Below are 23,777 nucleotides of genomic sequence, written 5' to 3'. Positions count from 1 at the left end.
GATCATTTCTGCGCGCAGCTAGGCTTCAAACCGGCAATCTGGCTCAACGGTTCGATTTCACGGGCGACAAGATACGGTCTGGCATCGGGCTGACAAGGCGCGCTAATGGTCAGGCATGACCGATTTGAAGCCTTCCTATCTTGAGTTTGATCTCGCCAGCCGCCATCTGCGCCTCGACCCGCACGAGCCGGCCTTCGTGCAAGACCCTTACGAGGCCTACGCCTTCCTGCACGGCACTGCCAACGCCTTCTTCTGGGAAGACTACGGCTTCTGGTGCTTTGGCGGCTTCGACGACGTCAACCGGCTGTTGCGCGACCGCCGTTTCGGCCGCCAGAACCCGGCGGGGATTCCCGACAGCCGCGGCGTCGGCGACGACCGTTCGCATCTCGTGGCCTTCGACGCCATCGAGACCAATTCCATGCTGGAACTGGAGCCGCCGGTGCATACGCGGCTTCGCACGCTGGTCAACCGCGCCTTCGTCTCACGCCAGGTCGAGCGGCTGCGGCCGCGCATCGAGGTGCTGGCCAACGAGTTGATCGACCGCTTCGAGCCAAACGGCGTCGACCTTCTGCCTGCCTACGCCTCGCCCCTGCCGATCACCATCATTGCCGAAATGCTCGGCGTTCCGACCGAGATGGGGCCGCGACTGCTCGACTGGTCGCATCAAATGGTCGCCATGTATATGCATGGCCGCACGCGCGAGGTCGAGGACACGGCCAACCGCGCCGCGCGCGACTTTTCTTCGTTCCTGCGCGGCTACGTGGCCGAGCGCCGCAAGAAGCCCTGCGACGATCTGCTATCGCTGCTTATCGAGGCCCAGGACAACGGCCAAAAACTCTCGGAAGACGAGCTGGTGTCCTCGGCCATCCTGCTTCTCAACGCAGGCCACGAAGCGACCGTGCACCAGACCGGCAATGCGGTGCGCTCGATCCTTGCGCAAGGCGGCGATCCGCGCCGCTTCTTTGCGACACCCGAGGCGAATGTCGCGACCGTCGAGGAATGCCTGCGCTTCGATGCGCCGCTGCACATGTTCCTGCGCTATGCCTATGAGGAGATCGAAGTGTCGCCGGGCATATTGGTCAAGCCCGGCAAGATGGTGGCGCTGCTGCTCGGCATGGCCAATCACGACCCGTTGGCGTTTGCCGAGCCCGACACCTTCAATCCGGCCCGCACGGACCAGAAGAACGTCTCCTTCGGCGCCGGCATCCATTTCTGCATCGGGGCGCCGCTGGCCAGGCTGGAGCTGCAGGTGTCGCTGAAGACACTGTTCGACCGGTTGCCGGAGCTGCGCCTGGCGGAGACGCCACGCTTCCGCGACAGCTATCACTTTCATGGGCTGAAGCGGATTGCCGTCACATTTTAGGGCCAGGCCTACGCCGCTTCGCCATAGAATGACGCGGCAATGGCGCCCACTCAAAGCTTGATCACATATTCCTTGCGTGTCGTCTCGAGCACCTCCCAGGTGCCCTTGAACCCAGGCCGCAGCACGAAACTGTCGCCGGCCCGCACGGTGCGCGCCTCGCCGCCGTCCTCGGCGATCACCGACACGCCGGACAGGATGTGGCAGAACTCCCATTCGTCATAAACGATCCGCCATTTGCCCGGCGTCGCTTCCCAAACACCGGCATAGAGGCCGCCGTCGCGCTCCTCGGCATTCCAGGTGCGGAATTGGGGATCGCCCGAGATCACCCGATCCGAGGCCGGCGCGCCGGCCTCCGGTTCGACGGTATCGGTGCTGACCGCAAGGAAGGCCGACATATCAGACCTTGCCGAGCGCTTGCTCGAGATCGGCGACGATGTCGTTGACGTCCTCGATGCCGACGGAAAGGCGGACGGTGTCGGGTCCGGCGCCGGCCTTGACCTTCTGCTCGTCGGAAAGCTGGCGATGCGTGGTCGAGGCCGGATGGATGACCAGCGACTTGGTGTCGCCGACATTGGCGAGGTGCGAGAACAGTTCGAGCGCCTCGACGAATTTGATGCCGGCCTCGTAGCCGCCCTTGAGGCCGAAGGTGAACACCGCGCCTGCGCCCTGCGGCGAATATTTCTTCTGCAGCGCGTTGTTCTTGTCGCCTGGAAGGCCGGGATAGTTCACCCAGGCAACCTTGGGATGGTCCGACAGCCAGCCGGCAACGCTCGCGGCATTGTCGCAATGACGCTGCATGCGCAGCGGCAGCGTTTCCAGGCCAGTCAGGATCAGGAAGGCGTTGAAGGGCGAGATCGCCGGGCCAATGTCGCGCAGGCCGAGCACGCGGGCGGCAATCGCGAAGGCGAAGTTGCCGAAGGTCTCGTGCAGGACGAGGCCGCCATATTCAGGGCGCGGCTCCGACAGCATCGGGTATTTGCCGGACTTCGACCAGTCGAAGGTGCCGCCATCGACGATGACGCCGCCGATCGAATTGCCGTGGCCGCCGATGAACTTGGTCAGCGAGTGCACGACGATGTCGGCGCCGTGCTCGATCGGCCGGACCAGGTAGGGGGAAGCCAGCGTGTTGTCGACGATCAACGGCAGGCCGTGCTTGCGGGCGATGTCGCCAATCTTCTCGATATCGACGAAGACGCCGCCGGGGTTGGCAAGGCTCTCGATGAAGATCGCCTTGGTCCTGTCGTCGATCTGGCTCTCGAAAGTCGCCGGATCGTTTGCTTCTGCCCAGCGAACTTCCCAGCCGAAGTTCTTGAAGGCATGACCGAACTGGTTGATCGAGCCGCCATAAAGCTTGTTGGCGGCGATGAAGTTGTCGCCCGGCTGCATCAGATTGTGGAAGACGATGACCTGCGCGGCGTGGCCCGAAGCGACGGCGAGCGCCGCCGTGCCGCCTTCGAGCGCCGCGACGCGTTCCTCGAGAACCGCCTGCGTCGGGTTCATGATGCGGGTGTAGATGTTGCCGAAGGCCTTCAGCCCGAACAGCGAGGCGGCATGGTCGGCATCGTCGAAGACGAAAGAGGTGGTCTGGTAGATCGGCGTGGCGCGCGCGCCGGTAGCCGGATCGGGCTTGGCGCCGGCATGAACGGCTAAAGTGTTGAAACCAGGCGTACGGGTCATCGAAACCTCCCTCTCCTAACCTTTCGAAAATCGCCGGGCATTCATGCCGAAGCGCGCTCGTGAATGCAAAGAAGAAAATACCTTTCGGCGTGCGATCTGCGACGAACGCCAGGAAAAATCCAAATTCTTCCCGGAATAATTTTGCGCGAATTACCGCGCGCCTATTTCTGCCTTACGCCCAAGCTCTGGAACCCCTGGCGCATCAAGGGTTTCTTCGACGACAGCACGCCCGAATTGACGCCGGTCCAGCCGATCTCGCCCGACAGTTTGCCGTATTCGATCTTCGGACAGCGGTTCATCACCACCTTGATGCCGGCAGCTTCGGCGCGCGCCGCCGCATCGTCGTTGCGCACGCCAAGCTGCATCCAGACGACCTTGGGCAACGGGTCGAGCTTCAGCACCTGGTCGACAATGCCCGGCACTGCCGCCGAAGCCCGAAAAACATCCACCATGTCGACCGGATGCGGCAGATCGGCCAAGCTGCCATAGACCGTCTGTCCGAGAATCTGCTTACCGGCGTGACCGGGATTGATCGGCACTACCGAAAAGCCTTTGGCCAAAAGATATTTCAGCACGAAGTAGCTTGGCCGCACATCGTTGGGCGAGGCGCCGACCATGGCGATCGTCTTCACCGAATTCAGGATGCCGGCGATGTAGCTGTTGTCGTAGGTATCGTGGTTCATGCTGCGACGGTCTTCCTGCGGTAATGGTAACGATAGAGTTCCCGGCTGAAGCCGAGAGAAGCATAGAGTGCGCGGGCGGGCGTATTGTCGACAACCACCTGCAGGCAGCCCGCCTTGGCCCCCGCTCGCTTCGCCCAGCCGATCAGCCGGCCAACCGTCCTGCGTCCGAACCCCTGCTGCCTGAATCTGGCGTCGGTTTCAACCGCCTCGACGACAAGCAGCCCGTTGCAGATGACGCCAAAGGCAAAGGCGACGACTTCATCGTCGCGCGCGGACGATACGAATGCCTTGTCGCCCGCAATCAAACGCGTCATCTCGCGAAAAACCCGCCGTTCCGCGCCGTCATAACCGCCCGTGCGAAAGCGTGCCTCGAACCAGCGCTCGCTTGGCGCCGGGGAAACCGTGACGTCGTCGTAGCCGCCTCCCGCGAGCGCGTCGATATCGGCATGAAGATGGATCGTGCCGCCTTCCCTGCCGTAACCGCGACGGTCAAGCTCGGGCTCCAGTTCGGCGGCGATGTCGGGGATGCGAAACAACGGCGTCTGGCCGTGGCCGGCATAGAACGCTTCAGCGGCATCGATTACCTTCCCCGGCGCGCCGCGTGTGCCGCGCAAGGGGTTGGCGGAATTGCTGCGCCGGATACGGCCGCCCGAGCGCCGTAACAGCCAGCCATTGGCAACGATCTCGAGCGCCGAAGGCCATGCCTCGCGACACGCCTGTTCCATCCGCCAGTTGACATCGTCCTGTGCCATTTGCTCACTGCAACTCGTCGTCATCCCGCAGCGCCTCCTCCAAAAAGGTTCCAGGATCGCTGCAGAAGTCGCGCATCATGCGAAAATGATCGGTGTCCTGAAAATCGATGCGGTCGAGGCCGAAGCGGCCGATGCGAAAAAGCCGCGCATTCGGACAAGCCATCAGCAGCGGCGAGTGCGTGGCCATGATCACTTGCGCGGTGCCGGACCGCTCCATGCGCCGGAGCAGTTTCAAAAGTTCGATCTGGCGCGTCGGCGACAGCGCGCTTTCGGGCTCGTCGAGGATATAGATGCCTTGCCGGCGGCAGCGCTCCTCGAAGAAGCGGATAAAGCCCTCGCCATGCGACCATGACAGGAAATCGGGCGGCGCCGCCCCAACATCCAGTGCGGCTCGGTCGAGATAACGCGATACGGAGTAGAAGGATTCGGCGCGAAAGAACCAGCCAGCAGTGACCTTGGGAAGCCAGTGGGCGCGGAGCGTGGCGCCGAGTGCAGCACCGCTTTTGTCGACAGCACGCGAATGGTCGACCGGCATGTAACCTTTTCCGCCGCCAGCCTCGTCATAGCCGGCCAGCGCGCCGATGGCTTCGAGCAGCGTCGATTTGCCGGTGCCGTTCTCGCCGACGATGACGGTGATGGCGCTCGTGAATTCGAACTCGAATTCGCGATCCCCGAAGATCGGCAGGTTCCATGGATATTGCTCCCAGTCGGAGACGCGCGACGGCTCGAGCAGGATGCGCTTGAGATAGGGCGCTTTCAGCCGCGTCAGTTGCTTGCGGGCAGCCACGTCGAACCTTCAGCGATGGGATGGCGCGGCTCCATTCAAGCCGGCTACTCGTCGGTCCATTCGGGCTTGCGCTTACCGATGAAGGCGCCGATGCCTTCCTCGGCGTCGCGCGCCAGCATGTTTTCGACCATCACCCGGCCGGTATAGGCATAGGCGTCGGCGAGCCCCATTTCGGCCTGGGCATAGAAGGCTTCCTTGCCGGTCCTGACCACCAAGGACGATTTGGAAGCAACGGTTTGCGCGTATTTGTTGACAACCTGATTCAGATATTCGCGCGGCACGATGCGGTTGATTAGGCCGAACTCCTTGGCGGTCGCCGCGTCGATCGTTTCGCCGGTGAGCAGCATCTCCATCGCCTGCTTGCGCGAGACGTTGCGCGACAGCGCCACCATGGGGGTCGAGCAGAACAGGCCGATGTTGACGCCAGGCGTGCAGAAACTCGCCTCGTGCGAAGCGATGGCAAGGTCGCAGCTGGCGACCAACTGCAGGCCGGCGGCTGTGGCAAGGCCGTCGACCTCGGCGATCACCGGTCTTGGGTGGCGCACGATCGTCTGCATCAAGGTTGCGCAAGCCGCGAAGGTCTTTTCGAAGAACGCCTTGCCCCGATCCGGCTCGGCGCGGTGCGCCGTCATTTCCTTGAGGTCGTGACCGGCACAGAACACCTTGCCGGATGCCGCCAGGATGATGACGCGCACGGATCTGTCGGCCTTGACGCGATCGAACTCAGCCTGCAGCGCCGCCATCGCCGCCAGCGACAACGCATTGGCCGGCGGGTTGGCGAGTGTGAGGCGCAAGATGCCCTTGTCCTGGCTGACAAGAACAGGGCCGTCGGTGACGGCGGGCTTGATGGCGACGACTTCGGCCACTTTCAAAACCTCGTGCTCATGGAGCAACAGAACTAGCACGCTGCCGGTTGAAGAACAGCCGCGAGACGTGTTTTCTCCGTCGCACCGTTTGGTCCAGGCGCACTGCCCGGAACTGCTCATCATATAGGACGCGCCGATGCCAGCCCAAAGCAATCTGAAGCCAATGCTCAACGCGGCGGAAGTCAATGCGCTGATGGCAAGCGTCTATCCGCAGCTCAACGACAATTTCACCTCCTATGAGGCGATCGATGTGTTTCCGGGCGGCTGCACGGTGCGGCTGAACGCCGACGAGCGGCATCTGCGCCCCGGCGGCACGGTCTCGGGTCCGTCGCTGTTTACGCTGGCCGACATCGGCGGTTACGTCTGCGTGCTCAGCCACGCCGGGCCTGACGCGCTTTCGGTGACGGTCAACCTCGACATCAACTTCATGCGCAAGGCCGAGGCCGGTCCGATCGACGGCCATTGCCGCATCCTGAAGCTCGGCAAGAGCCTGATGGTGTTCGACATCGACATCGTCGCAGGCCCGGACGGTCACACCGTCGCGCACGCCACCGGCACCTATTCAATCCCGAGGAAGCGGGAAAACGATGTGGTAAAATAATACCACTATACCAAGCTATTGTTTTTGCTTTACTTTATCCGCGCAACTCGTTTTCGATTGCCTTGACGCATCAGCCGCCCTCGCCTATAAGCCGACCCGAAGCAGCGGCCCGTAACGGCCGCCGTTTTGTTATTGACGGGGGCGGCTCCGGCTCTCCCGTCAATCCAAGCAACAAGAAACGCCTTCTCTTGTCCCTCGTGGACGGGAAAGGTCAACCTGAGAGCAAAACCATGGCTACCTTTTCGCAGAAGCCTGCGGATGTGGTGAAGAAGTGGGTGCTGATCGACGCCGAAGGTCTCGTCGTCGGTCGTCTGGCCACTGTCATCGCCAACCATCTGCGCGGCAAGCACAAGCCCACCTTCACCCCGCATGTCGATGATGGCGACAACGTCGTCGTCATCAATGCAGACAAGGTGGTGCTCACCGGCAAGAAGTACACCGACAAGGTCTACTACTGGCATACCGGCCATCCCGGCGGCATCAAGGAGCGCACCGCGCGCCAACTGCTCGAGGGCCGTTTCCCCGAGCGCGTCGTCGAAAAGGCCGTCGAGCGCATGATCCCGCGCGGCCCGCTCGGCCGTCGCCAGATGAAGAATCTCCGCGTCTATGCAGGCGCCGAGCATCCGCACACCGCCCAGCAGCCCGTCACGCTCGACGTGGCCAAGCTGAACTCCAAGAACAAGAGGGCTTCGTAATGGCTGAGCTTTCCTCGCTCGCAGAACTCGGCACCGTCGCCGCGCAGCCGGCCGCGCCCGTGCATGTCCAGAAGCTCGACAAGTCGGGCCGCGCCTACGCCACCGGCAAGCGCAAGAACGCCATCGCGCGCGTCTGGGTGAAGCCGGGCTCCGGCAAGATCACCGTCAACGACAAGGAATTCGCGAGCTATTTCGCGCGTCCGGTGCTGCAGATGATCCTCAACCAGCCGATCGTCGCGGCCAACCGCGCCGGCCAGTACGACATCGTCGCCACCGTCATCGGCGGCGGCCTCTCCGGCCAGGCGGGTGCTGTGCGTCACGGCATCTCCAAGGCGCTGACCTACTATGAGCCGGGCCTGCGCACGGTGCTCAAGAAGGGTGGCTTCCTGACCCGCGACAGCCGCGTGGTCGAGCGCAAGAAGTACGGCAAGGCGAAGGCTCGCCGCAGCTTCCAGTTTTCCAAGCGCTAAGAGGCGCTTGGGGCCAAGTTTGCCAAGCGTTAAAGAGCGCTTGGGGCCAAGTTCTCGAAGCGCTAAGCGTTACGGGTTCCAGCTTTCCGAAAGGCCGCCTCCGGGCGGCCTTTTTTGTTTTCCGTTACCAATGTCCGGCTGGCGTCTTGATGTAGTCGATGAAGGCGCGCAGCGGCGCCGGCACCAGCCGGCGTCCGGGATAGTACAGAAACGGCCCGGAGAATTCCTGCCACCACGGCTCCAGCACGGGTTCCAGCGCGCCGCTCTCGAAATGCGGGCGCACCCAGTCCTCGAAGAGCCAGAGAATGCCGACGCCGGCGATCGCCGCATCGATGGCTAGATCGACGCCGCCACCGATGCTGACGAGCAATGGTCCCCTGGTATCGACCCGCACCACCTCGCCGTCGCGCTCGAATTCCCAAGGCGTCATGACCCCGCTCGGAAAGCGACCGCGCACGCACGCATGCCCAAGCAGGTCACGCGGGTGTTGCGGCCGGCCGTGCCGATCGAGATAGGCCGGAGAGGCGGAGGTGGTGAAGCGCTGGACGCGTGGCCCGATCGGCACGGCGATCATGTCCTGCTCCAGCCGCTCGTCATAGCGGATGCCGGCATCGCAACTGGCCGCCAGCAGATCGACAAAGTTTTCCTCCGCGATCACCTCCAGCCGGATGGCCGGATAGGCCGCGAGAAATCCCGGAACGATTCTTGGCAGCACCAACCGAGACGCGCTGATCGGGACATTGAGGCGCAACGTGCCGGCGGGCCGGTCGCGAAAGCCGTTCACGACATCAAGCGCCGCTTCGACCTCGCCCAGCGCCGGGGCAAGCCGGGCCAGCAGGCTGGCGCCTGCCTCGGTCAGGGCGACACTGCGCGTTGTACGATTGAAGAGCCGCACACCAAGTTGGGTTTCCAGACGGCGGATGGCTTCACTGAGCACGGACGCGCTGCCCGCCGTCACGCGGGCCGCTTCGCGAAAGCCGCCGGCGCGTGCCACTGCCATAAATGCCTGGAGATCGTTGAGATCAGCCGCCATTGTTCTTAGTTCCGCACAGGTCGTGCTGGTTATACCAGGTTATCGGGACAGCGGCCATGCCCTATCTCCCTCGCCGACAGCGAAGGAGAACACGATGTCCAGCGTAGACAAATCCGGCACTTACAAACTCGGCGACCGCTCCGTTCATCGCATCGGCTATGGCGCCATGCAGCTTGCGGGCAAGGGCGTGTTCGGTCCGCCGAAGGACCATGACGCGGCGATCGCCGTGCTGCGCGAAGCGGTGGCGCAAGGCGTGAACCATATCGACACCAGCGATTATTACGGTCCGTACGTCACCAACAAGCTGATCCGCGAGGCATTGGCGCCTTATCCTGACGACCTCGTCATCGTCACCAAGATCGGAGCCCGCCGCGGAAGCGATGCCTCGTGGCTGCCGGCCTACTCGTCCGAGGAACTGACGCAGGCCGTGCACGATAATCTTCGCAATCTCGGGCTCGACGCGATCGAAGTGGTCAATCTGCGCATCATGTTCGACACCCATGGCCCGGCGGAAGGCTCGATCGAGGCGCCCCTGACTGCCCTTGCCGAGCTTCAGCGCAAGGGCCTGGTGCGCCATATCGGCCTGAGCAACGTCACCCGCGCGCAGATCGCGGACGGCCGCAGGATCTGCGATATCATCTGCGTGCAGAACCAGTACAATCTGGCGCACCGGGACGACGACGCGCTGATCGACGAACTGGCGCGCGACGGCATCGCCTATGTGCCGTTCTTCCCGCTCGGCGGATTCAGCCCGCTGCAATCGTCGACGCTGTCTGGGGTCGCAGAACGGCTTGGCGCGACGCCGATGCAGGTGGCGCTGGCGTGGCTGCTGCAGCGGTCGCCCAACATCCTGCTGATCCCGGGCACATCGTCGGTCGGGCATCTGCGGGAGAATCTTGCTGCGGCGGAGCTGGAGCTGTCGGCGGATGTGCTGAACGAGTTGGATGGGGTGGCGAAAGCGGCGTGAGGTCGGCGCTATCACCCCGCCCGCGCCTGCGGCGCGACCTCCCCATCGAGGGGAGGTAGGGCGCCGAGCCATACGTTCGAAGGTCCGCTTAATCTCATCGACTTCGCAGGCGTAGCGAAGAGGAGTTCGCACGACGCTCTACCTCCCCTCGATGGGGAGGTCGGCGCGAAGCGCCGGGCGGGGTGAAGCGCCAACGCGCTCTAATTAATACTCGCCGTATGCGCCGGCTCAGCCTGCTTGCTCTCCGTCGGATAAGGCACCCGATAACCGTTCGCCTTCAGCCACTCGATCGCCGCTTTCGGCTCGTCGGTCTGAATGATGGTGGCGCCGCGGTCGACCCAAAACCCCCAGGCTTCGCGCGGCAGGCTGGCGGCGACGGCGAGTTCGTCGCCGCGCCCGCCGGCAAGGAAGCCGCCCGGTTTGTTGACGATGGCGTAGGTGTCGGCCCAGAGATGCCAATCGCCGCGCGCCGCTTCCGCTCGCATATGGTTACCGAACAGCGGACCGCCGGTCGAAGTCAGCGTCTCGGCACCGTTGCGCCAGTTGATTAGCTCGATGGCATGCGGCGCGAACGCCTTGTCGACCTCGCCGGCGAAAGCTGCATCGTGGACAGCGTCGTCGGCGAGGATCGGCATGAACTGGAAGCCGCCGCCGGCCTTGGCAAGCGCCGCGCTCGCGGCGTCAATGCGCTGCCGATTCCAGAGGTTCTCCTTGACGATTACCTGATCGGCCATGCCGAGATCGCGCGCCTCGGCGATCATGCCCGGCAGGTCGGTCACCTCCAGCTTGTTGTCGAGGTTGATCAGGATCCTGTCCCTGGTCGTAAGCAGCATCTCGCGCAGCGTCGACACCGTCTCGTTGGTGACGGCGCCTGTGCCCTCGATCACCAGCCGGCATTTCTTCAACTCGGCAAGCGTGTATTTCACCACCTCGCCCTTGCAAGTGGTTGTTCTGTCGAGCCAGCTGTCATGCATGATGACGAACTCGCCGTCTCTCGCGCGTCGGACGTCGACCTCGACGATCTCGGCCCCAATCGCGATCGAGCCCTCGATCGCGGCCAGCGAATTCTCGGCGTAGAGCGTCTTGCCGGCCTGCATGCTGCCGGCGCGATGCGCGGCGATCATCACATGATCGCGCCACTGGTTGGCATGTTCGAAGCGGTCGAGGATTTGCGCGGCGCGCGTCTCGCCGGCTAAACCTTCGCCGGAGATTGCGGCAAGCGCGATGGACAGAAGAAGGCTCAGCCAGAGTGTTCGCATCGGGGAATCGCTCCGTTCCGGGTCGGAACCCGGTTAGGCGATGCCCATGACAGGCCGGTGAACGAAGCCGGCTAGTTGTTTCCTTGTTTGGCGCAATTCCGGACGGAAAGGCTACGGCGAAGTCGCCGAACCTGACCGCTTCACACTTTTGCCGGAATTGCCCGGGTCAAATCCGCTTGGAAAGGCGGCGGAACCAGGCGAGCGCGGGCATCTCGACGAAGCGCCAGGTGATCCAGGACGCGACGATGACGGCGATCAGCATGGCGATCAAAGCCGCGAAGCCGATCCAAGGCGAGCCAGTGCCGAAGCCGGTTGCATGGTCGCCGCGCAGCATCAGGTCGCCGACGATGCCGAGCCCGAGCTTGCGCTCGATCAGGCCGCCGGCATTGATCATGCGCGCCTGGACGAAGATGTGGACCATGTAGATCGAATAGGAGAGCGAGCCGAGCAGCAGCATCGGCCGGCTGCGCAGCAGGGCGCTGACCCATCCGCCCTCATGGGCAAAGAGATAAAGCGCCAGCGCGAAGACGACCGGCGCCGCAATACCAAGGTCGTTGGTGCCGGCAATGGAGACGAACAGCGCGATCCCAGCGATCATCGCCAACTCGGCCAGCGTCCAGGGGAGGCGCCCTGCCCCGCCGCTCAAAGCCTGTCGCGCCTCTGCAATGGAATCGTGCTGAAACCAGGCAAGCAACGCACCGAGCGAGAAGCCGTAAAGGCAGCGGATGAAGCCGAAATCGAAGGACACGTCCATATGACGCGTCGAGACCGCAAGCAGGAAAAGGGGCGCCGTCACCGCGGCGGCAACGAACCATATCCATGCGCGCTGCCCGGCGGTGAAGACGACGGCGGCAAACAGCAGATAGGTGAAGAACTCGGCAGAAATGCTCCAGCTCGGCGCGTTCCAGCTCAGATGATCTTCGACCCCCATGCCCTGCAAAAGGAAGAGGTTGGCGACGAGGCTTTTCAGGTCGAAGCCTCCGGTGAAGGGCGCGGGTCCCGTTCCATGCAGCGCCGGCAGCACGAGCCGCAGCGCCTCGAAGCCGGCGAAAGCGGCAAGCATCAGGAGATGCAGTGGATAGATGCGGCCGAAACGGACGAGCGCGAACCGTGCAAGGTCGCCCTGACCGGCGAGCCGGCCGCCATAGGCGCTGGCGATGACGAAGCCGGAGAGCACGAAGAAGAAATCGACGAACAGATAGGAGCCGCCGACAAAAGCGCTCTGCGATACCATCGAGGTCGTCGGGAAGTGGAACAGCGCCACCAGCAGCGCGCAGATGCCGCGCCAGGAATCCAGCACCAGGAAGCGCGCGCCGGCCGCCGTGCCGACACGGGTCGCCGCGGGCGCGGATGCAAGGTTGAGCAGAGCCGTCTCAGCCATAATGATACAAATCCTGTGTTGGCGTGGCACTCGCCGAGCGCCGCTTCGTTTCCGCAAGCTGTGACTGGCATGTTGCGTGCCGGTTCTGTAGTTGTGGCTGCCCCGATGAAAACCGAGGATTCCTGATGGCGAACAACGAGATCGACCATGCCTTCACCGCCCGTTCCAAGACGGGCGCGTCGTTCGAGCCGACCTATGCCGGCGCGCTGTCGTTCATGCGGCGCAAATACACGAAGGACGTGAAGGGCGCGGACGCTGTCGTGTGGGGCATTCCCTTCGACGCCGCGGTCACCAACCGGCCCGGCGCGCGCTTCGGGCCGCAGGCGATCCGCCGCGCCTCGGCGATCCTCGACAACGATCCGCAATATCCGTTCTCGCGCGACCTGTTCGAGCACCTCTCGGTGGTCGACTATGGCGATTGCCTGCTCGACAGCGGCAATCACCAGAAGACCCCTGGTACGATCGAGCGCGAGGCGGCCAAGATCCTGAAATCAGGCACGTTCCTTTTGACGCTCGGCGGCGACCATTTCGTCACCTGGCCGCTGCTCAAGGCGCACGCCGCGATCCACGGGCCGCTGGCGCTCGTACAGTTCGACGCGCATCAGGACACCTGGCCGGATGACGGCAAGCGCATCGACCACGGCTCCTTCGTCGCCCGCGCGGTGAATGAAGGCATCATCGACCCCGATCGCTCGATCCAGATCGGCATCCGCACTCATGCACCGGACACATTCGGCATAAAAATCCTCTATGGCCACGAGGTCGAGGAAATGCGCGCCTCCGACATCGCCTATGCGATCGTCGAGCGCACCGGCGGCAAGAAGACTTATCTCACCTTCGACATCGACTGCCTCGACCCGGCCTTCGCGCCGGGCACCGGAACGCCGGTGGCAGGCGGCCCCTCCTCGGCCAAGATGCTGTCGACGCTGCGCCAGCTCGGCCAGATCGACATCGTCGGCGCCGACGTCGTCGAGGTTGCGCCGGCCTATGATCATGCCGATATAACGGCGATCGCCGGATCGATCATTGCCATGCACTATCTCGGCCTGTTGGCAGAGCGAAAGGCGCGGCTCGACGAACTGAGCAACGGCAATCATGTAGCAGTAAATCACGCCAACGGCATATAACATTGGAATCGCAAGGAATTTGGCAAGCGATGAAACCGAAAATCTTCATTGACGGCGAACACGGCACGACGGGCCTCCAGATCAGGGCGCTGCTGGCCGACTGCGGCGACTTGGAGATCATCTCCATCCCGACGGAACGCCGCAAGGAGGCCGCCGCCCGCGCCGAATTCCTCAACGCGGCCGACGTCGCGATCCTTTGCCTGCCCGACGCGGCGGCCAAGGAAAGCGTGTCGCTGATTACGAACGACACCACGAAGGTGATCGATGCCTCGACCGCGCACCGCGTGGCCGAGGGCTGGGAATATGGCTTCGCGGAAATGGACAAGGACCAGGCGAAGAAGATCGGCAGCGCGAAACGCATCGCCAATCCGGGCTGCTGGCCGCAAGGGCCGATCGCGACGCTGCGGCCGCTGGTTGCAGCCGGCCTTCTGCCTGCCGACTTCCCGATCACCGTCAACGGCATCTCCGGCTATTCCGGCGGCGGCCGGCCAATGATCGAGGACTATGTCGGCAAGGGCGAGGACGCGCCCGAATTCCTGCCCTACGGGCTGACGCTGCAGCACAAACATGTGCCGGAGCTCCGCACGTATGCGAGGCTGTCGCACGACCCGATCATGCAGCCGGCGGTGGGCAATTTCGCGCAGGGCATGATCACCGTGGTGCCGCTGCAGCTCGCGGGTCTCGACCGCGTGCCGACAGGCGCGGAGCTTCACGCGGCGATCGCCGATCACTATGCGTCGATCGACGGCGGCGTGGTCGAGGTCGCGCCCTACACGCATATGGAGCGCATGCCGGAAATCGATCCGGAGATCTATAACGGCACCAACCGGATGAAGGTCTACGTCTTCGCCAATGACGAGCGGGCGCAGGCGCTGCTGATGGCCGTCTACGACAATCTCGGCAAGGGCGCGTCGGGTGCCGCGGTGCAGAATCTCGACCTGATGCTCGGCATCAAGCACTGAGCGGTCATGCAGGCATTCCCTGGGCGCTGGAAGGTCAGCGCTCCCGAACTCATTGCGGAGACCTTTTCCAGCCGGATCTGGAAGGTGACGCGCGAGGATGGTTCGCCGGCAATCGTCAAGGACCTGAAACCCTTCGACGACGTCGCGGACGAGTTGCGCGGCGAGCATTACCTCGCCTGGCGGCGCGGCGAAGGCGCGGTGCGGCTGCTGGGCCGCGACGGCAATCGCATGCTGCTCGAATATGCCGGCGACAGGCTGCTTTCCGAACATCTTGCGGAGCATGGCGACGCTGCCGCGACGGCGATTGCCGCCGAGGTCATGACCAGGCTTTTCTCGCCTTCCGAGCACACGCCTCCATCGGACTTGCAGCCGCTGCGGGAAAGGTTCGCAAGCCTGTTCAAGGCGGCAAGGGCCGACCGCGATGCCAACCGGGAAACCCTTTACGTCGACGCGACGCCGATCGCCGAGCGGCTGCTTGCCGATCCGCACGCAGTCCGCCCGCTGCATGGCGACCTCCATCACGACAACATCCTGTTCGGGCCGCGCGGCTGGCTGGCGATCGATCCCAAGGGCGTGCTTGGCGATCCCGGCTTCGACGCGGCGAATATGTTCTATAACCCGCTCGACCGCGACGATCTCTGCCTCGATCCGCACCGAACCGCGCATATGGCCGAGATGTTTGGCACAACGCTCGGACAGTCGCCACGCGCCATCCTCGACCATGCGATCGCCTATGGCTGCCTGTCGGCCGCGTGGCATCGCGAGGACAAGAACGCGGTCGACGAGAAGCGGGAGCTGGCTGTGGCCGAAGCCGTTCGAAAGGTTCGGTCGCAATTCTGATCACCGAGACAGGACCGACCGCGGTAACCGCCGATTCACCATGATCGGCTATTGATGGAGTCGGCCCTCCTCAAAGGAATTCCCATGGTCAGCGCGATCTCCAGCTCCGTCCAAGCGGTGCAATACTCTTCGTCCACCTCGTCCGACAGCGAGGCCCAGGAGGCCGACCTCGAAAAGCAGATCCAGGCTCTGGAAGATCAAGCCAAGGCGGCTCAGGACCAGGTCGACGCCGCCAGGCTGCAGCAGCAGATCGCGGCGCTGGAGGCCAAGCTCGCCGCGCTCAAGGCGGCCGACGCGAAAAAGGCCGATCAGGACCAGTCGACGACGTCCGCCGCTGCTGCCCGCCAGGCCGAATTCGACAACGAGCCGACGACGCAGTCGCATTTGTTCTCGATGTGACCGTCAGCTCTTGACGGTAATCTCCGTCGGAAGCGGGTAAGCGCCCTTGGTGCCGCGCCAATGCGCGGCGGCGAAGCCGAGCAACACAAGCGCGATCGCCTGATGCGTCAACGCCATGTGCAGCGGCACCTGCATCAAGAGCGTGCCGATGCCGATCGAGGCCTGGACCACCACCAGCGCGAACAGAAGCGTGGCCCGGCGGGCATGGGTGGTGCCGGGCTGGCGCCGCCATGTCGCGATCATATGCCAGAGCGCCACGGCAAAGATGGTATAGGCGCCCAGCCGGTGGACGAACTGAACCGTCTTCGGATTTTCGAAGAAGTTCAGCCAGGCGGGCTTCAGGAGAAGCAGGTCGGACGGGATCACCTTTCCATCCATCAGCGGCCATGTGTTGTAGGAAAGGCCGGCGTGCAGCCCGGCGACCAGCCCGCCAAGGTAGATCTGGACCAGCGCGAGAAGCACGATGAAACCGGCGAGCCGCTGCGTCGACCGGCCGGCGGCGGGCTCCGAATGCGGCGCCAGCCCGCGCGAGACCACCATCGTCGCGGTGAAGATCAGCGCGGCAAGCGTTAGGTGCGTCGCCAGCCGGTACTGGCTGACCGAGACGCGGTCGGCCAGGCCGGAAGCCACCATCCACCAGCCGATTGCGCCCTGCAGTCCGCCCAGCAGAAGGATGCCGACGAGCTTCAGTCCAAGGCCTCGCTCGATGCGGCGCGTCGCCCAGAAGAACAGCAGCGGCAAGGCAAAGACCGCGCCGACGCTGCGCGCCAGGATGCGATGTGCCCACTCCCACCAGAAGATCGACTTGAAGTCCTCGACGCTCATGCCCTTGTTGATCTCGGTATATTGCGGGATCTGCTGGTAGCGCTGGAACTCTTCCTGCCATTCGACGTCGTTGAGCGGCGGGATGACGCCGTGAATCGGCTGCCACTCAGTGATCGACAGCCCCGAGCCAGTGAGCCGAGTGGAGCCGCCGACAAGCACCAGCGCGAACAGCACGAGCAGCACGACGTAAAGCCAGCCACGCACCAGTGCGCGGTTCTGGAGGTCGCGGTCTCGAGCGGCATAGGGGGCCGTGGCGGTGAGGGCAGCCATAGGCGTTTTTCCGGTCGTTGAAGGCTGAAGTGGTGGACCAAGGCCGCCCAACTGGCAAGACCGGACAGCGCGGCACGCCGTCGCGCCGGGCCGCGACGGTTGCGCGCTTTCTTCATTCGGCCTAAGCGGAGCGGGTCAACGGAACCGCGACATGCCCATTCGCCTGAAAAAGCTGATCGGAACCATATTGCTGGTGGCGCTGGTCGTCATCTACGCGCTGATCGCGTCGGCCGTCGCGGTCACCAGGCTCGCCGAATACGGGCCGACGGCGCATCTCCTCTTCTTCCTGCTCAGCGGCTTTCTGTGGGTTCTGCCGGCCATGGCCATTATCAAATGGCTGATCATCGAGCCACGCCCGAAGGGCTGAGCTCGCCGGCGCCGGGCAAGCAAAAACACGAATGTGATTCAGACGTGATCGGGTGCGCGCCTACCCTGCCTGGTTCATAGCTCGGCAGGGAGGCTCGGCATGCTGAGGACCATGTTCGCGGGGCTGATCGTTTTGACCGGCTCGCTCGCCGTTTCGATCGCGACAGCGGAAACCATCAATGTCTCGGATGCTCACGGCGGCAGCGTCGCCGCCTATAGCCAGCGCTGGAAGGGGCTTGCCGCGCGCGGCGTCGATGTGCGCATCGTCGGCAAATGCCAGTCGGCCTGCACCGTGCTGCTCGGCTATATTCCGCGCAGTCGCATCTGCGTGACGCCGTCGGCGAGCTTCGGCTTCCATCTGGCGCACCGGCCCGACATGACCGCCTTGTTGTGGAAGGCCTACGCATCCGACATCAGAGGCTGGATCAAGGCGCATGGCGGGCTTGAAACGCAGCTCAAATGGATGAGCGCGCCCGACACCTACCGTTATTTCCATAAGTGCTGATCAAGGCGCAGGCCTATATCGTAACGACCATCTTGCCCGCATTGGCGAGCGGCGTGGTGATGCCGGACAGCATCGTGCGGATATGCGCCACGCTCTGGTAGCGGCCATTGACGGAGATGCGCGGCAGCGCGTGCAGGAAGCCGGCATGCTCGGCGCGCAGCACACCATGCCGCGTGGTCACCGCCGAGGCATAGCCTGCGTCGCGGGCAAAGCCAACCTCGCGGCAACCGACAGCGCTCGCATAGCCATAGGGGTAAGCCAGATGACGCGGCTCCTCGCCAAGCCTTTCGGCCAGGATGCGGCGGACGTCGCCGATCTCATGGCGCGCATCGGCTTCGGACAGCCGCTTCAAGTTCCGATGATTGACGGTGTGGGCGCCGATAGTCACCAGCGGGTGCGCGGCCATGGTGCGAAGCTCATCCCAGTTCATCAAGGTGCATGGGCGGCCCGAGCCGAATTTGAACCCATTGGAACGAGCAAGTTCGCGCAGCGCAGCGCCCTGCTCTTCCTCGGAGACTTCCAAGGTCAGCCAGGCGTTCAGCCGCGCGACGGCCTGGATCTTCCTGCCTGGCGTCGAGCAATCGATCACCGTCGGCTTGCCCGCCATAGTCAGCGTCAGGCGCGAGCTGGTGTCGACGATATCCTCGATCACGTCCCACCAGAGTTCGACGGCGCCGTCGATCAGGCCGGGGGCGACGTAGATGGCGATCGGCGCGCCGTACCTTTCCAGGATCGGAAGCGCCTCGGTCATGTTGTCGCGATAGGCGTCGTCGGCGGTGATCGTGGCGAACTGGCCGCCCTTGCCACCCGTCTTGATGCGCTCGATCGCTTCATCAAGGGAAACAAAGGCATAACCCCGCCCCTTCATGTCCGCGATCAGCCTGTCGAGGAAGGCGGGCGCGATGTTCAGATGTCGGTTGACGCTGTTCGGCTTCTCCGGTGTCGCGGTGACGCGGTGCAACATCAGGATAGCGCCGATGCCGCCGACAAACGGCCGCGCCAGAGGCGCGAGACCGGAGTAGCGGGCAAGGTTCAGCGCCAGTTTCCGGATTGCCTCGCCCCCGTCGATCATTCCTTCACCTTTTGCGCCTAGGCTCATCCAAGCACGAGTTGCGCCTATGCGAACCCCCAAGTCGGAACCAATACGTCTTAAGGATTGAGGGATGGTTGACGCCGCCGCGTCATTTGACGGCAACTGGGTCGCGGCCAACGAGACTTCCGCGCGACCCATGCGAGCCGATCAGGGTCGGTGGACTGCGACCGCAAAAGACGGTGCCGGGCTTGCCGACTACGTTCAATTCTGCGCCTCGGCGCTGTTCGCGCCAGCGCAAAGCGCATCCTGGGTAAACAACTGGGCAACCGCGACCGGCGCCGACATGGTTGTCGCGACGCTATCCTGCGATGGCCATCCGGCGCTTTCGCTTGCGCTGGAAGTCGTAGGGCGCGGCCCGTTCAAGGTTGCCCGTTTCGCCGGCGGGCGCCACGCCAACGGCAATTTCGCCGCCGCCGATCCACGTTTCCTGTCTGCTATCGACGGTCGGACGATCCGCTCGGTGTTCAAGGTCATCGCCCGAACGCGGCCGGACATCGACCTGATCTCGCTGGAAAGGCTGCTGCCCGACCTCGACGGCGTCGCCAACCCGCTCGCCGCGCTATCCGGCTTTCCAAGTCCGAACCTTGCGCTCGCGGTCGATCTCGACGGCGGGTTCGACGCGCTCTTGTCGCGCGCGAGCGGCAAGCGCAAGCGCAAGAAGCACCGTTCGCAGACGCGCAAGTTCGAGGCGGTCGGCACCTTCCGCCGCATCGAGGCGCACACTCGCGAAGAGGTCGACAGGCTGCTCGACGCCTTCCTCGAGATGAAGGAGGTGCGTTTCGCCAAGATGGGCATCGCCAATGTCTTCGGCGACAGGCAAGTGCGCGACTTCTTCCGGACGCTGTTTGCCGATGCGCTGACGGAGGAAAAGCCGTCCTTCCTGCTGCACGGCCTGGACGTGGCGGGAAAACTGCGCGCGGTTACCGGCTGCAGCCGCTCCGGCAAGCGACTGATCTGCGAGTTTGGCGCCATCGCCGAGGACGATCTCGCCTTCACCAGCCCCGGCGACTTCCTGTTCTTCGACAATATCCAGGAAGCCTGCGATCTCGGCTTCAAGGTCTATGACTTCTCGGTCGGCGACGAGCCTTACAAACGGCTCTGGTGCGATCTCGAGATCCAGCATTTCGAGGTGCTTGCGCCGCTGACATTGAAAGGCCGCGCATTGGCGACGACGATGCGGCAAGGCGCGCGGGCCAAGGCCTTCATCAAGAACAATCCGATGGTCTGGAAGTTGACCAAGATGCTGCGCCGCAAGGCTGCCGGACAGGCTGCACCTGCCGCAACCGAGGACGACAGCTAGGCTTGGTAAGAGTCGCACAGTCGCCGTCGCGTTTCGGGGCGATGCGGCAAGCGGGCCGAGACCCTGAGGGACTTGACGGAACCTATCGAGTGCCGAGAGGTTTTCGCACCCAGAAGGAGAATGGCCATGGCTAAGTGCGACCAGTGCGGCAACGACTATGACAAGGCATTCCTAGTGAGCTTGAGCGGGCAAACCTACACGTTTGACAGCTTCGAGTGCGCGATCCAGAAGCTTGCGCCGATCTGCCCGCATTGCAGGGTGCGGATCATGGGACATGGCGTCGAGCAGGGCGATATCATCTATTGCTGCGCGCATTGCGCCGGGCAGGAAGGGGCCAACGCCCTGACCGATCGCGCACCGTGACGATCGCGATTCCTCGGCCTCTCCCTTGGAGGGCCACGCGGAAATAACTTTCTCGTAGCGCTCTTGACCGCGATCCTGGGGCAGTCGTTCAGTTCCAACTACGCCGCCTGAACGATCTCGACCAATTCAACGTCGAACACCAGGTCCTTTCCGGCCAACGGATGATTGCCGTCGAGCTTGACGCTGGCGTCGTCCGCGCCGATGACCGTTACTTGCATGGGACGTCCCTCGCGGGTGCGGGCCTGCAATCGGGTGCCAATATCGACGTTGATGTTTTCCGGCACGCTGGCGCGGTCGATGACTACGACCGCTTCGGGGCGATGCGGGCCATAGGCGGCGTCAGCGGGAACGGTGACGGTGCTTTTCGTGCCGACCTCCATGCCTTCGACATGCGTTTCGAGACCAGGAATTACCTGTCCTTCGCCCAGTGTAAACTGCAACGGTTCACTGCCGGAAGAATCGAATTGGGTGCCGTCGACCAGACGCCCAGTGTAGTTGATACGTACAGTGTCGCCATTCTTGGCCTGTGTCATAACAGCTATCCTTTGGGAGTTTCGAGGGACCGGCCTAGGGTTCACGGTCCGCTCTTGATCATCCACGCACCAAAGTGCGCAGCGCGAAACATCAAAACTAGGTGCTATGCCGCCGATGTAAAGTGCGGGGGCCGCCGAGAAATGCCCCGGCTCGGTCTTGCACCTAAGGACTGTCATGCCCCCCGACTGAGCCGTGCTCGATTCGCTGCGGTCTCGGCCTCCGGTTCCTCGCGGTTGTCCTTAGCAAGCGCCGCGGCAGCGCAGGACAGCCTTGTCGGCCTCCAGCCTTACGCAGCCGACCGGCGTCCGGGCAATGGATCTCCCGGTTCGTGGCCGACCGGCGTGACCAGCGTCAGGTTGGGATAGCCGTTCTCGATCAGCTTCACCGCGGCCTGCGTCACCTGGTCGTCGGCCTCCAACATGGACAGGAAGACTTCGGTGCCGTCGCCGACAAGGCGGCCGATGCCTTGCGCGTCGGCCGGGCCGCACTCGACCACGACGAGATCATAGGCCGTGGTGAGCGACTGCATGATGATCGGCAGCCGGTCGGCGGCGCGCATGGCGCGGACAGGATCGGCGGTGCCGACCGGAATGACATGCGCATCCGAATAGAGATCGGGGTGGATGACGTCGCTGAACTGCGCTTCGGAAGCGAGCAGATTGGTGATGCCGGGGAAGAGGCTTGTGTCCAGCATCGGCCGCGACGCCGCGCCCGATGCGGTGAGATCGAGCAGCAGCACACGCAGGCCGGCATCCGATACTTCGCGCGCCACGAGCACGGCGGACGCGGCCGCCTCGTCGCCTTCCGGCGACACGAAGATCGCGCGCGCGGCGCCCGAAGCGATCAGCTTCTCCGCGGCCTTGTCGACATCGATCTCGCCCAGCCTGGATTGCCTTGGCTCCGGGGCCGATTCGCTGGGCTCGGCCTGCTTGACAGCCGCAGCGCGAACCTCCGCCAACTCGTGCTCGGCCGGCCTCGGCAGTTCCGATTCGGCGATCGAATGCCCCGGCTCGGCTTCCTCGGAAGGCGCAAAGGCCCGAGCTTCGCCATGTGCTTCGGCGACCATCGGTTCCACCCGGGTCGCGGGCATCGCCACCTGCTCGATATCGGCGAAGCGGGCGCCGGCGGCCGGACCCATGGCGCGGCCCGAGAACAGCTCGCCAAGCAGCGTGCCGATCGCCATCAGCAGGAGCGAAGCAGCGGCGGCGGCGCCGGTGATCGGCCCGATTTTCGGGAAATAGGGCTGAGACGGCACCTGGGCCTGCGCGATCAGGCTCGCCGCGACGGGCGAATATCTGCGATCCTTGCGCGAAGCCACCGCATTGTAACTAGCCATATAGGATTCAAGCTGTTGGCGCTGAACATTCGCGTCGCGCTGCAAGGCGTCCAGCTGCACCTGCTGCTCGCCAGCCCGCGCCGAGGCGGCTTTCAGCGTGTTGACGTCCGCGATCAGCTGATCCTCGCGGGCCTTGGCCGTCTGGGCTTGGGCCGACAGGCCGCGGATGATCTTTTGCGCCTCATTGCGAATCTGGCCGTCAAGATCGGCCAGCTGCGACTTCAGCGCCCGAATGCGCGGATGGTTGTCGAGCAGGGTCGTGGAAAGATCGGCGATGTTGGCCCTGAGCTCCACCTGGCGCTCGCGCAGGCGCTGGATCAGCTCGGAAGACAGGACTTCCGGCACGCTGTCCAGCGAACCGCCATTCTGCAGCGCCCGGCGCACGCTCTCGGCGCTCGCCTCGGCGGCGGCTCGGCTGGCGCGCACGCGCGACAACTCGCTCGACAGCTCAGAGAGCTGCTGCGTCGGAAGCACCGCATTGTTGCCGCCCATCAAGAGGTCGGACTGCGCACGGAAGGCCGCGACCTTGGCCTCGGCGTCCTTGACGCGATTCTGCAGGTCGGCGATTTCCGGCGCCAGGAAGTCGGTGGCGGCGGCGTTCGATTCGAGCTTGGCGTCGCCCTTCGAAGCGATATAGGCGTTGGCGATGCCGTTCGCGATGTCGGCGGCGAGCTTGGGATCCTTCGAGGCGAACTCGATCGCGATCGCACGCGTCTTTTCAACGGCGTAGACATTGAGCTTGTCGTGCATGGCATTCAGCACGCGCTCGTCCGGCGGGATATCGAAGGGATCGCTTTTCAAGCCGACGAGCACAAGCACGCGCCCGAGCGACGACATTTTCAGCGTCTCGTCGAACTCCGGCAACTTGTCCAGGTTGAGCTTGGTCGCCACCTGCTTGAGGATGTCGGGCGAGGAAATGATCTGGACCTGGGTCGCAACGCCTTGTTCGTCGAGAATCGGTTTGTCGTCATCGTTGGTGCCCGGCGGCCGGGTGTATTCCGATTCGCGCGAGCCGATCTCCAGCTTGGCTGTCGCCTTATAGTAGGGCGTCGCGAGCCAGGCGAAGGCGAAGGCCAGCCCGGTGACCAGAAGCGTCACGAAGACAATGCGCAGCCAGTTCCTCGCCAGGCTGGCGAAGAGCTGTCTCAGATCGACATCGACGTCTGCGGCCGCGGACTGAACGGACATGCATCCTGCTCCGAACTTTGAGTCGAGGATGGACCGTAAACAACTATGGTAACTCACCCGTTAAGATCAGAATGAGCGCTTATTAGAGAGCACTCAAAGAAGATTGGGCGAAAGCAATAGAACAATTGGGCTTTT

26 protein-coding genes are annotated in these 23,777 nt (G+C 63.7%); 13 read left to right on the top strand and 13 right to left on the bottom strand.

What is annotated here, in order from left to right; all coding sequences use genetic code 11:
• Positions 1 to 115: 115 nt before the first annotated feature.
• Complete coding sequence (locus FJ417_RS27185) at positions 116 to 1,363, top strand: cytochrome P450 (RefSeq protein ID WP_140785548.1); 1,248 nt, start codon at positions 116 to 118, stop codon at positions 1,361 to 1,363.
• 50 nt (positions 1,364 to 1,413) lie between these two features.
• Here FJ417_RS27185 and FJ417_RS27180 read toward each other — a convergent pair whose 3' ends face one another.
• From FJ417_RS27180 to FJ417_RS27155, 6 genes are all read right to left on the bottom strand, one after another.
• On the bottom strand, positions 1,414 to 1,758 hold the full coding sequence (locus FJ417_RS27180) for a cupin domain-containing protein (RefSeq protein WP_140658514.1): 345 nt from the start codon (positions 1,756 to 1,758) through the stop codon (positions 1,414 to 1,416).
• A gap of 1 nt (position 1,759) precedes the next feature.
• Positions 1,760 to 3,040 carry an O-acetylhomoserine aminocarboxypropyltransferase gene (locus FJ417_RS27175; protein ID WP_140785547.1) on the bottom strand — a complete coding sequence of 427 codons (1,281 nt, stop codon included), beginning with the start codon at positions 3,038 to 3,040 and terminating at the stop codon, positions 1,760 to 1,762.
• A 161-nt stretch (positions 3,041 to 3,201) separates the two neighbouring features.
• Complete coding sequence (locus FJ417_RS27170; RefSeq protein WP_140641535.1) at positions 3,202 to 3,723, bottom strand: CoA-binding protein; 522 nt, start codon at positions 3,721 to 3,723, stop codon at positions 3,202 to 3,204.
• Positions 3,720 to 4,499 carry a GNAT family N-acetyltransferase gene (locus FJ417_RS27165; RefSeq protein WP_246687556.1) on the bottom strand — a complete coding sequence of 260 codons (780 nt, stop codon included), beginning with the start codon at positions 4,497 to 4,499 and terminating at the stop codon, positions 3,720 to 3,722. Before FJ417_RS27165 ends, FJ417_RS27170 begins: the two co-directional genes overlap by 4 nt.
• Positions 4,480 to 5,262: an AAA family ATPase gene (locus FJ417_RS27160; RefSeq protein WP_140785546.1), complete on the bottom strand. Its 783-nt coding sequence runs from the start codon at positions 5,260 to 5,262 to the stop codon at positions 4,480 to 4,482. Before FJ417_RS27160 ends, FJ417_RS27165 begins: the two co-directional genes overlap by 20 nt.
• Before the next feature lie 44 nt (positions 5,263 to 5,306).
• The gene (locus FJ417_RS27155) at positions 5,307 to 6,128 is read right to left on the bottom strand and encodes an enoyl-CoA hydratase (RefSeq protein WP_140785545.1); all 822 of its coding nucleotides are present in this window, start codon (positions 6,126 to 6,128) and stop codon (positions 5,307 to 5,309) included.
• 136 nt (positions 6,129 to 6,264) lie between these two features.
• Between FJ417_RS27155 and FJ417_RS27150 the strand changes: the two genes are divergently transcribed.
• From FJ417_RS27150 to rpsI, 3 genes are all read left to right on the top strand, one after another.
• Positions 6,265 to 6,729: a PaaI family thioesterase gene (locus FJ417_RS27150; protein ID WP_140641529.1), complete on the top strand. Its 465-nt coding sequence runs from the start codon at positions 6,265 to 6,267 to the stop codon at positions 6,727 to 6,729.
• A 230-nt stretch (positions 6,730 to 6,959) separates the two neighbouring features.
• Positions 6,960 to 7,424, top strand: coding sequence for a 50S ribosomal protein L13 (rplM, locus tag FJ417_RS27145; RefSeq protein WP_140785544.1), 465 nt, complete (start codon positions 6,960 to 6,962; stop codon positions 7,422 to 7,424).
• Positions 7,424 to 7,894 carry a 30S ribosomal protein S9 gene (rpsI, locus tag FJ417_RS27140; RefSeq protein ID WP_140641525.1) on the top strand — a complete coding sequence of 157 codons (471 nt, stop codon included), beginning with the start codon at positions 7,424 to 7,426 and terminating at the stop codon, positions 7,892 to 7,894. The genes rplM and rpsI overlap by 1 nt, the downstream gene beginning before the upstream one ends.
• A 124-nt stretch (positions 7,895 to 8,018) precedes the next feature.
• Here rpsI and FJ417_RS27135 read toward each other — a convergent pair whose 3' ends face one another.
• Positions 8,019 to 8,927 carry a LysR family transcriptional regulator gene (locus FJ417_RS27135; RefSeq protein ID WP_140707571.1) on the bottom strand — a complete coding sequence of 303 codons (909 nt, stop codon included), beginning with the start codon at positions 8,925 to 8,927 and terminating at the stop codon, positions 8,019 to 8,021.
• Positions 8,928 to 9,021: 94 nt separating this feature from the next.
• Here FJ417_RS27135 and FJ417_RS27130 point away from each other — a divergent pair, with 94 nt between their 5' ends.
• Positions 9,022 to 9,894: an aldo/keto reductase family oxidoreductase gene (locus FJ417_RS27130; protein ID WP_140785543.1), complete on the top strand. Its 873-nt coding sequence runs from the start codon at positions 9,022 to 9,024 to the stop codon at positions 9,892 to 9,894.
• Positions 9,895 to 10,094: 200 nt separating this feature from the next.
• On the opposite strand, the gene FJ417_RS27125 is transcribed toward FJ417_RS27130, so the two are convergent.
• Both FJ417_RS27125 and FJ417_RS27120 read right to left on the bottom strand, forming a co-directional pair.
• Positions 10,095 to 11,153, bottom strand: coding sequence for a glycerophosphodiester phosphodiesterase family protein (locus FJ417_RS27125; protein WP_140785542.1), 1,059 nt, complete (start codon positions 11,151 to 11,153; stop codon positions 10,095 to 10,097).
• A 166-nt stretch (positions 11,154 to 11,319) separates the two neighbouring features.
• Entirely contained in the window at positions 11,320 to 12,534 is a 1,215-nt protein-coding gene (locus FJ417_RS27120) for an acyltransferase (protein ID WP_140785541.1), read from the bottom strand.
• 125 nt (positions 12,535 to 12,659) lie between these two features.
• Between FJ417_RS27120 and speB the strand changes: the two genes are divergently transcribed.
• The 4 genes from speB to FJ417_RS27100 all read left to right on the top strand — a co-directional run bounded on the left by speB (position 12,660) and on the right by FJ417_RS27100 (position 15,862).
• On the top strand, positions 12,660 to 13,661 hold the full coding sequence (speB, locus tag FJ417_RS27115) for an agmatinase (protein WP_140707563.1): 1,002 nt from the start codon (positions 12,660 to 12,662) through the stop codon (positions 13,659 to 13,661).
• A 29-nt stretch (positions 13,662 to 13,690) separates the two neighbouring features.
• Positions 13,691 to 14,623 (top strand): N-acetyl-gamma-glutamyl-phosphate reductase, encoded by a 933-nt coding sequence (gene argC / locus FJ417_RS27110; RefSeq protein WP_140785540.1) that lies wholly within the window; start codon positions 13,691 to 13,693, stop codon positions 14,621 to 14,623.
• Between the two features lie 6 nt (positions 14,624 to 14,629).
• Positions 14,630 to 15,463, top strand: a complete 834-nt coding sequence (locus FJ417_RS27105; protein ID WP_140785539.1) for an aminoglycoside phosphotransferase family protein — start codon at positions 14,630 to 14,632, stop codon at positions 15,461 to 15,463.
• Between the two features lie 84 nt (positions 15,464 to 15,547).
• A complete protein-coding gene (locus FJ417_RS27100; protein ID WP_140785538.1) occupies positions 15,548 to 15,862 on the top strand; it encodes a hypothetical protein in 315 nt (104 codons plus the stop codon).
• A gap of 3 nt (positions 15,863 to 15,865) precedes the next feature.
• On the opposite strand, the gene FJ417_RS27095 is transcribed toward FJ417_RS27100, so the two are convergent.
• Positions 15,866 to 16,957, bottom strand: a complete 1,092-nt coding sequence (locus FJ417_RS27095; protein WP_140785537.1) for a COX15/CtaA family protein — start codon at positions 16,955 to 16,957, stop codon at positions 15,866 to 15,868.
• A 151-nt stretch (positions 16,958 to 17,108) separates the two neighbouring features.
• On the opposite strand from FJ417_RS27095, the gene FJ417_RS27090 reads away from it, so the two are divergent.
• Both FJ417_RS27090 and FJ417_RS27085 read left to right on the top strand, forming a co-directional pair.
• Positions 17,109 to 17,324 (top strand): DUF2842 domain-containing protein, encoded by a 216-nt coding sequence (locus FJ417_RS27090; RefSeq protein ID WP_040999884.1) that lies wholly within the window; start codon positions 17,109 to 17,111, stop codon positions 17,322 to 17,324.
• 99 nt (positions 17,325 to 17,423) lie between these two features.
• Positions 17,424 to 17,828, top strand: coding sequence for a hypothetical protein (locus FJ417_RS27085; RefSeq protein ID WP_140785536.1), 405 nt, complete (start codon positions 17,424 to 17,426; stop codon positions 17,826 to 17,828).
• Positions 17,829 to 17,841: 13 nt separating this feature from the next.
• On the opposite strand, the gene FJ417_RS27080 is transcribed toward FJ417_RS27085, so the two are convergent.
• Positions 17,842 to 18,900 carry a polysaccharide deacetylase family protein gene (locus tag FJ417_RS27080; RefSeq protein WP_140785556.1) on the bottom strand — a complete coding sequence of 353 codons (1,059 nt, stop codon included), beginning with the start codon at positions 18,898 to 18,900 and terminating at the stop codon, positions 17,842 to 17,844.
• 91 nt (positions 18,901 to 18,991) lie between these two features.
• Here FJ417_RS27080 and FJ417_RS27075 point away from each other — a divergent pair, with 91 nt between their 5' ends.
• Positions 18,992 to 20,221, top strand: coding sequence for a GNAT family N-acetyltransferase (locus tag FJ417_RS27075; RefSeq protein WP_140641499.1), 1,230 nt, complete (start codon positions 18,992 to 18,994; stop codon positions 20,219 to 20,221).
• Between the two features lie 126 nt (positions 20,222 to 20,347).
• Complete coding sequence (locus tag FJ417_RS27070; RefSeq protein ID WP_140641497.1) at positions 20,348 to 20,584, top strand: hypothetical protein; 237 nt, start codon at positions 20,348 to 20,350, stop codon at positions 20,582 to 20,584.
• A gap of 98 nt (positions 20,585 to 20,682) precedes the next feature.
• Here FJ417_RS27070 and FJ417_RS27065 read toward each other — a convergent pair whose 3' ends face one another.
• Together FJ417_RS27065 and FJ417_RS27060 are read right to left on the bottom strand one after the other, a co-directional pair.
• Entirely contained in the window at positions 20,683 to 21,117 is a 435-nt protein-coding gene (locus FJ417_RS27065; protein WP_140641495.1) for a peptidylprolyl isomerase, read from the bottom strand.
• A gap of 287 nt (positions 21,118 to 21,404) precedes the next feature.
• Positions 21,405 to 23,642 carry an exopolysaccharide transport family protein gene (locus FJ417_RS27060; RefSeq protein WP_140785535.1) on the bottom strand — a complete coding sequence of 746 codons (2,238 nt, stop codon included), beginning with the start codon at positions 23,640 to 23,642 and terminating at the stop codon, positions 21,405 to 21,407.
• Positions 23,643 to 23,777 lie beyond the last annotated feature (135 nt).

It is taken from the genome of Mesorhizobium sp. B3-1-7, assembly GCF_006439385.1.
In the GTDB taxonomy this organism is placed as follows: domain Bacteria; phylum Pseudomonadota; class Alphaproteobacteria; order Rhizobiales; family Rhizobiaceae; genus Mesorhizobium.
The sequence above is the reverse complement of the archived record's forward strand: the minus strand, read 5'-3'. Positions and strand labels throughout refer to the sequence as shown.

Excerpts from the sequence above, each read along its gene's own strand:
- FJ417_RS27085 (WP_140785536.1), top strand. The coding sequence starts at position 17,424 with ATGCTGAGGACCATGTTCGCGGGGCTGATCGTTTTGACCGGCTCGCTC.
- speB (WP_140707563.1), top strand. The coding sequence starts at position 12,660 with ATGGCGAACAACGAGATCGACCATGCCTTCACCGCCCGTTCCAAGACG.
- FJ417_RS27120 (WP_140785541.1), bottom strand. The coding sequence starts at position 12,534 with ATGGCTGAGACGGCTCTGCTCAACCTTGCATCCGCGCCCGCGGCGACC.
- FJ417_RS27170 (WP_140641535.1), bottom strand. The coding sequence starts at position 3,723 with ATGAACCACGATACCTACGACAACAGCTACATCGCCGGCATCCTGAAT.
- FJ417_RS27080 (WP_140785556.1), bottom strand. The coding sequence starts at position 18,900 with ATGATCGACGGGGGCGAGGCAATCCGGAAACTGGCGCTGAACCTTGCC.
- FJ417_RS27125 (WP_140785542.1), bottom strand. The coding sequence starts at position 11,153 with ATGCGAACACTCTGGCTGAGCCTTCTTCTGTCCATCGCGCTTGCCGCA.
- FJ417_RS27090 (WP_040999884.1), top strand. The coding sequence starts at position 17,109 with ATGCCCATTCGCCTGAAAAAGCTGATCGGAACCATATTGCTGGTGGCG.
- FJ417_RS27075 (WP_140641499.1), top strand. The coding sequence starts at position 18,992 with ATGGTTGACGCCGCCGCGTCATTTGACGGCAACTGGGTCGCGGCCAAC.
- argC (WP_140785540.1), top strand. The coding sequence starts at position 13,691 with ATGAAACCGAAAATCTTCATTGACGGCGAACACGGCACGACGGGCCTC.
- FJ417_RS27095 (WP_140785537.1), bottom strand. The coding sequence starts at position 16,957 with ATGGCTGCCCTCACCGCCACGGCCCCCTATGCCGCTCGAGACCGCGAC.
- FJ417_RS27100 (WP_140785538.1), top strand. The coding sequence starts at position 15,548 with ATGGTCAGCGCGATCTCCAGCTCCGTCCAAGCGGTGCAATACTCTTCG.
- FJ417_RS27185 (WP_140785548.1), top strand. The coding sequence starts at position 116 with ATGACCGATTTGAAGCCTTCCTATCTTGAGTTTGATCTCGCCAGCCGC.
- FJ417_RS27060 (WP_140785535.1), bottom strand. The coding sequence starts at position 23,642 with ATGTCCGTTCAGTCCGCGGCCGCAGACGTCGATGTCGATCTGAGACAG.
- FJ417_RS27175 (WP_140785547.1), bottom strand. The coding sequence starts at position 3,040 with ATGACCCGTACGCCTGGTTTCAACACTTTAGCCGTTCATGCCGGCGCC.
- FJ417_RS27180 (WP_140658514.1), bottom strand. The coding sequence starts at position 1,758 with ATGTCGGCCTTCCTTGCGGTCAGCACCGATACCGTCGAACCGGAGGCC.
- FJ417_RS27070 (WP_140641497.1), top strand. The coding sequence starts at position 20,348 with ATGGCTAAGTGCGACCAGTGCGGCAACGACTATGACAAGGCATTCCTA.
- FJ417_RS27150 (WP_140641529.1), top strand. The coding sequence starts at position 6,265 with ATGCCAGCCCAAAGCAATCTGAAGCCAATGCTCAACGCGGCGGAAGTC.
- rplM (WP_140785544.1), top strand. The coding sequence starts at position 6,960 with ATGGCTACCTTTTCGCAGAAGCCTGCGGATGTGGTGAAGAAGTGGGTG.
- FJ417_RS27130 (WP_140785543.1), top strand. The coding sequence starts at position 9,022 with ATGTCCAGCGTAGACAAATCCGGCACTTACAAACTCGGCGACCGCTCC.
- FJ417_RS27105 (WP_140785539.1), top strand. The coding sequence starts at position 14,630 with ATGCAGGCATTCCCTGGGCGCTGGAAGGTCAGCGCTCCCGAACTCATT.
- FJ417_RS27165 (WP_246687556.1), bottom strand. The coding sequence starts at position 4,499 with ATGACGACGAGTTGCAGTGAGCAAATGGCACAGGACGATGTCAACTGG.
- rpsI (WP_140641525.1), top strand. The coding sequence starts at position 7,424 with ATGGCTGAGCTTTCCTCGCTCGCAGAACTCGGCACCGTCGCCGCGCAG.
- FJ417_RS27135 (WP_140707571.1), bottom strand. The coding sequence starts at position 8,927 with ATGGCGGCTGATCTCAACGATCTCCAGGCATTTATGGCAGTGGCACGC.
- FJ417_RS27065 (WP_140641495.1), bottom strand. The coding sequence starts at position 21,117 with ATGACACAGGCCAAGAATGGCGACACTGTACGTATCAACTACACTGGG.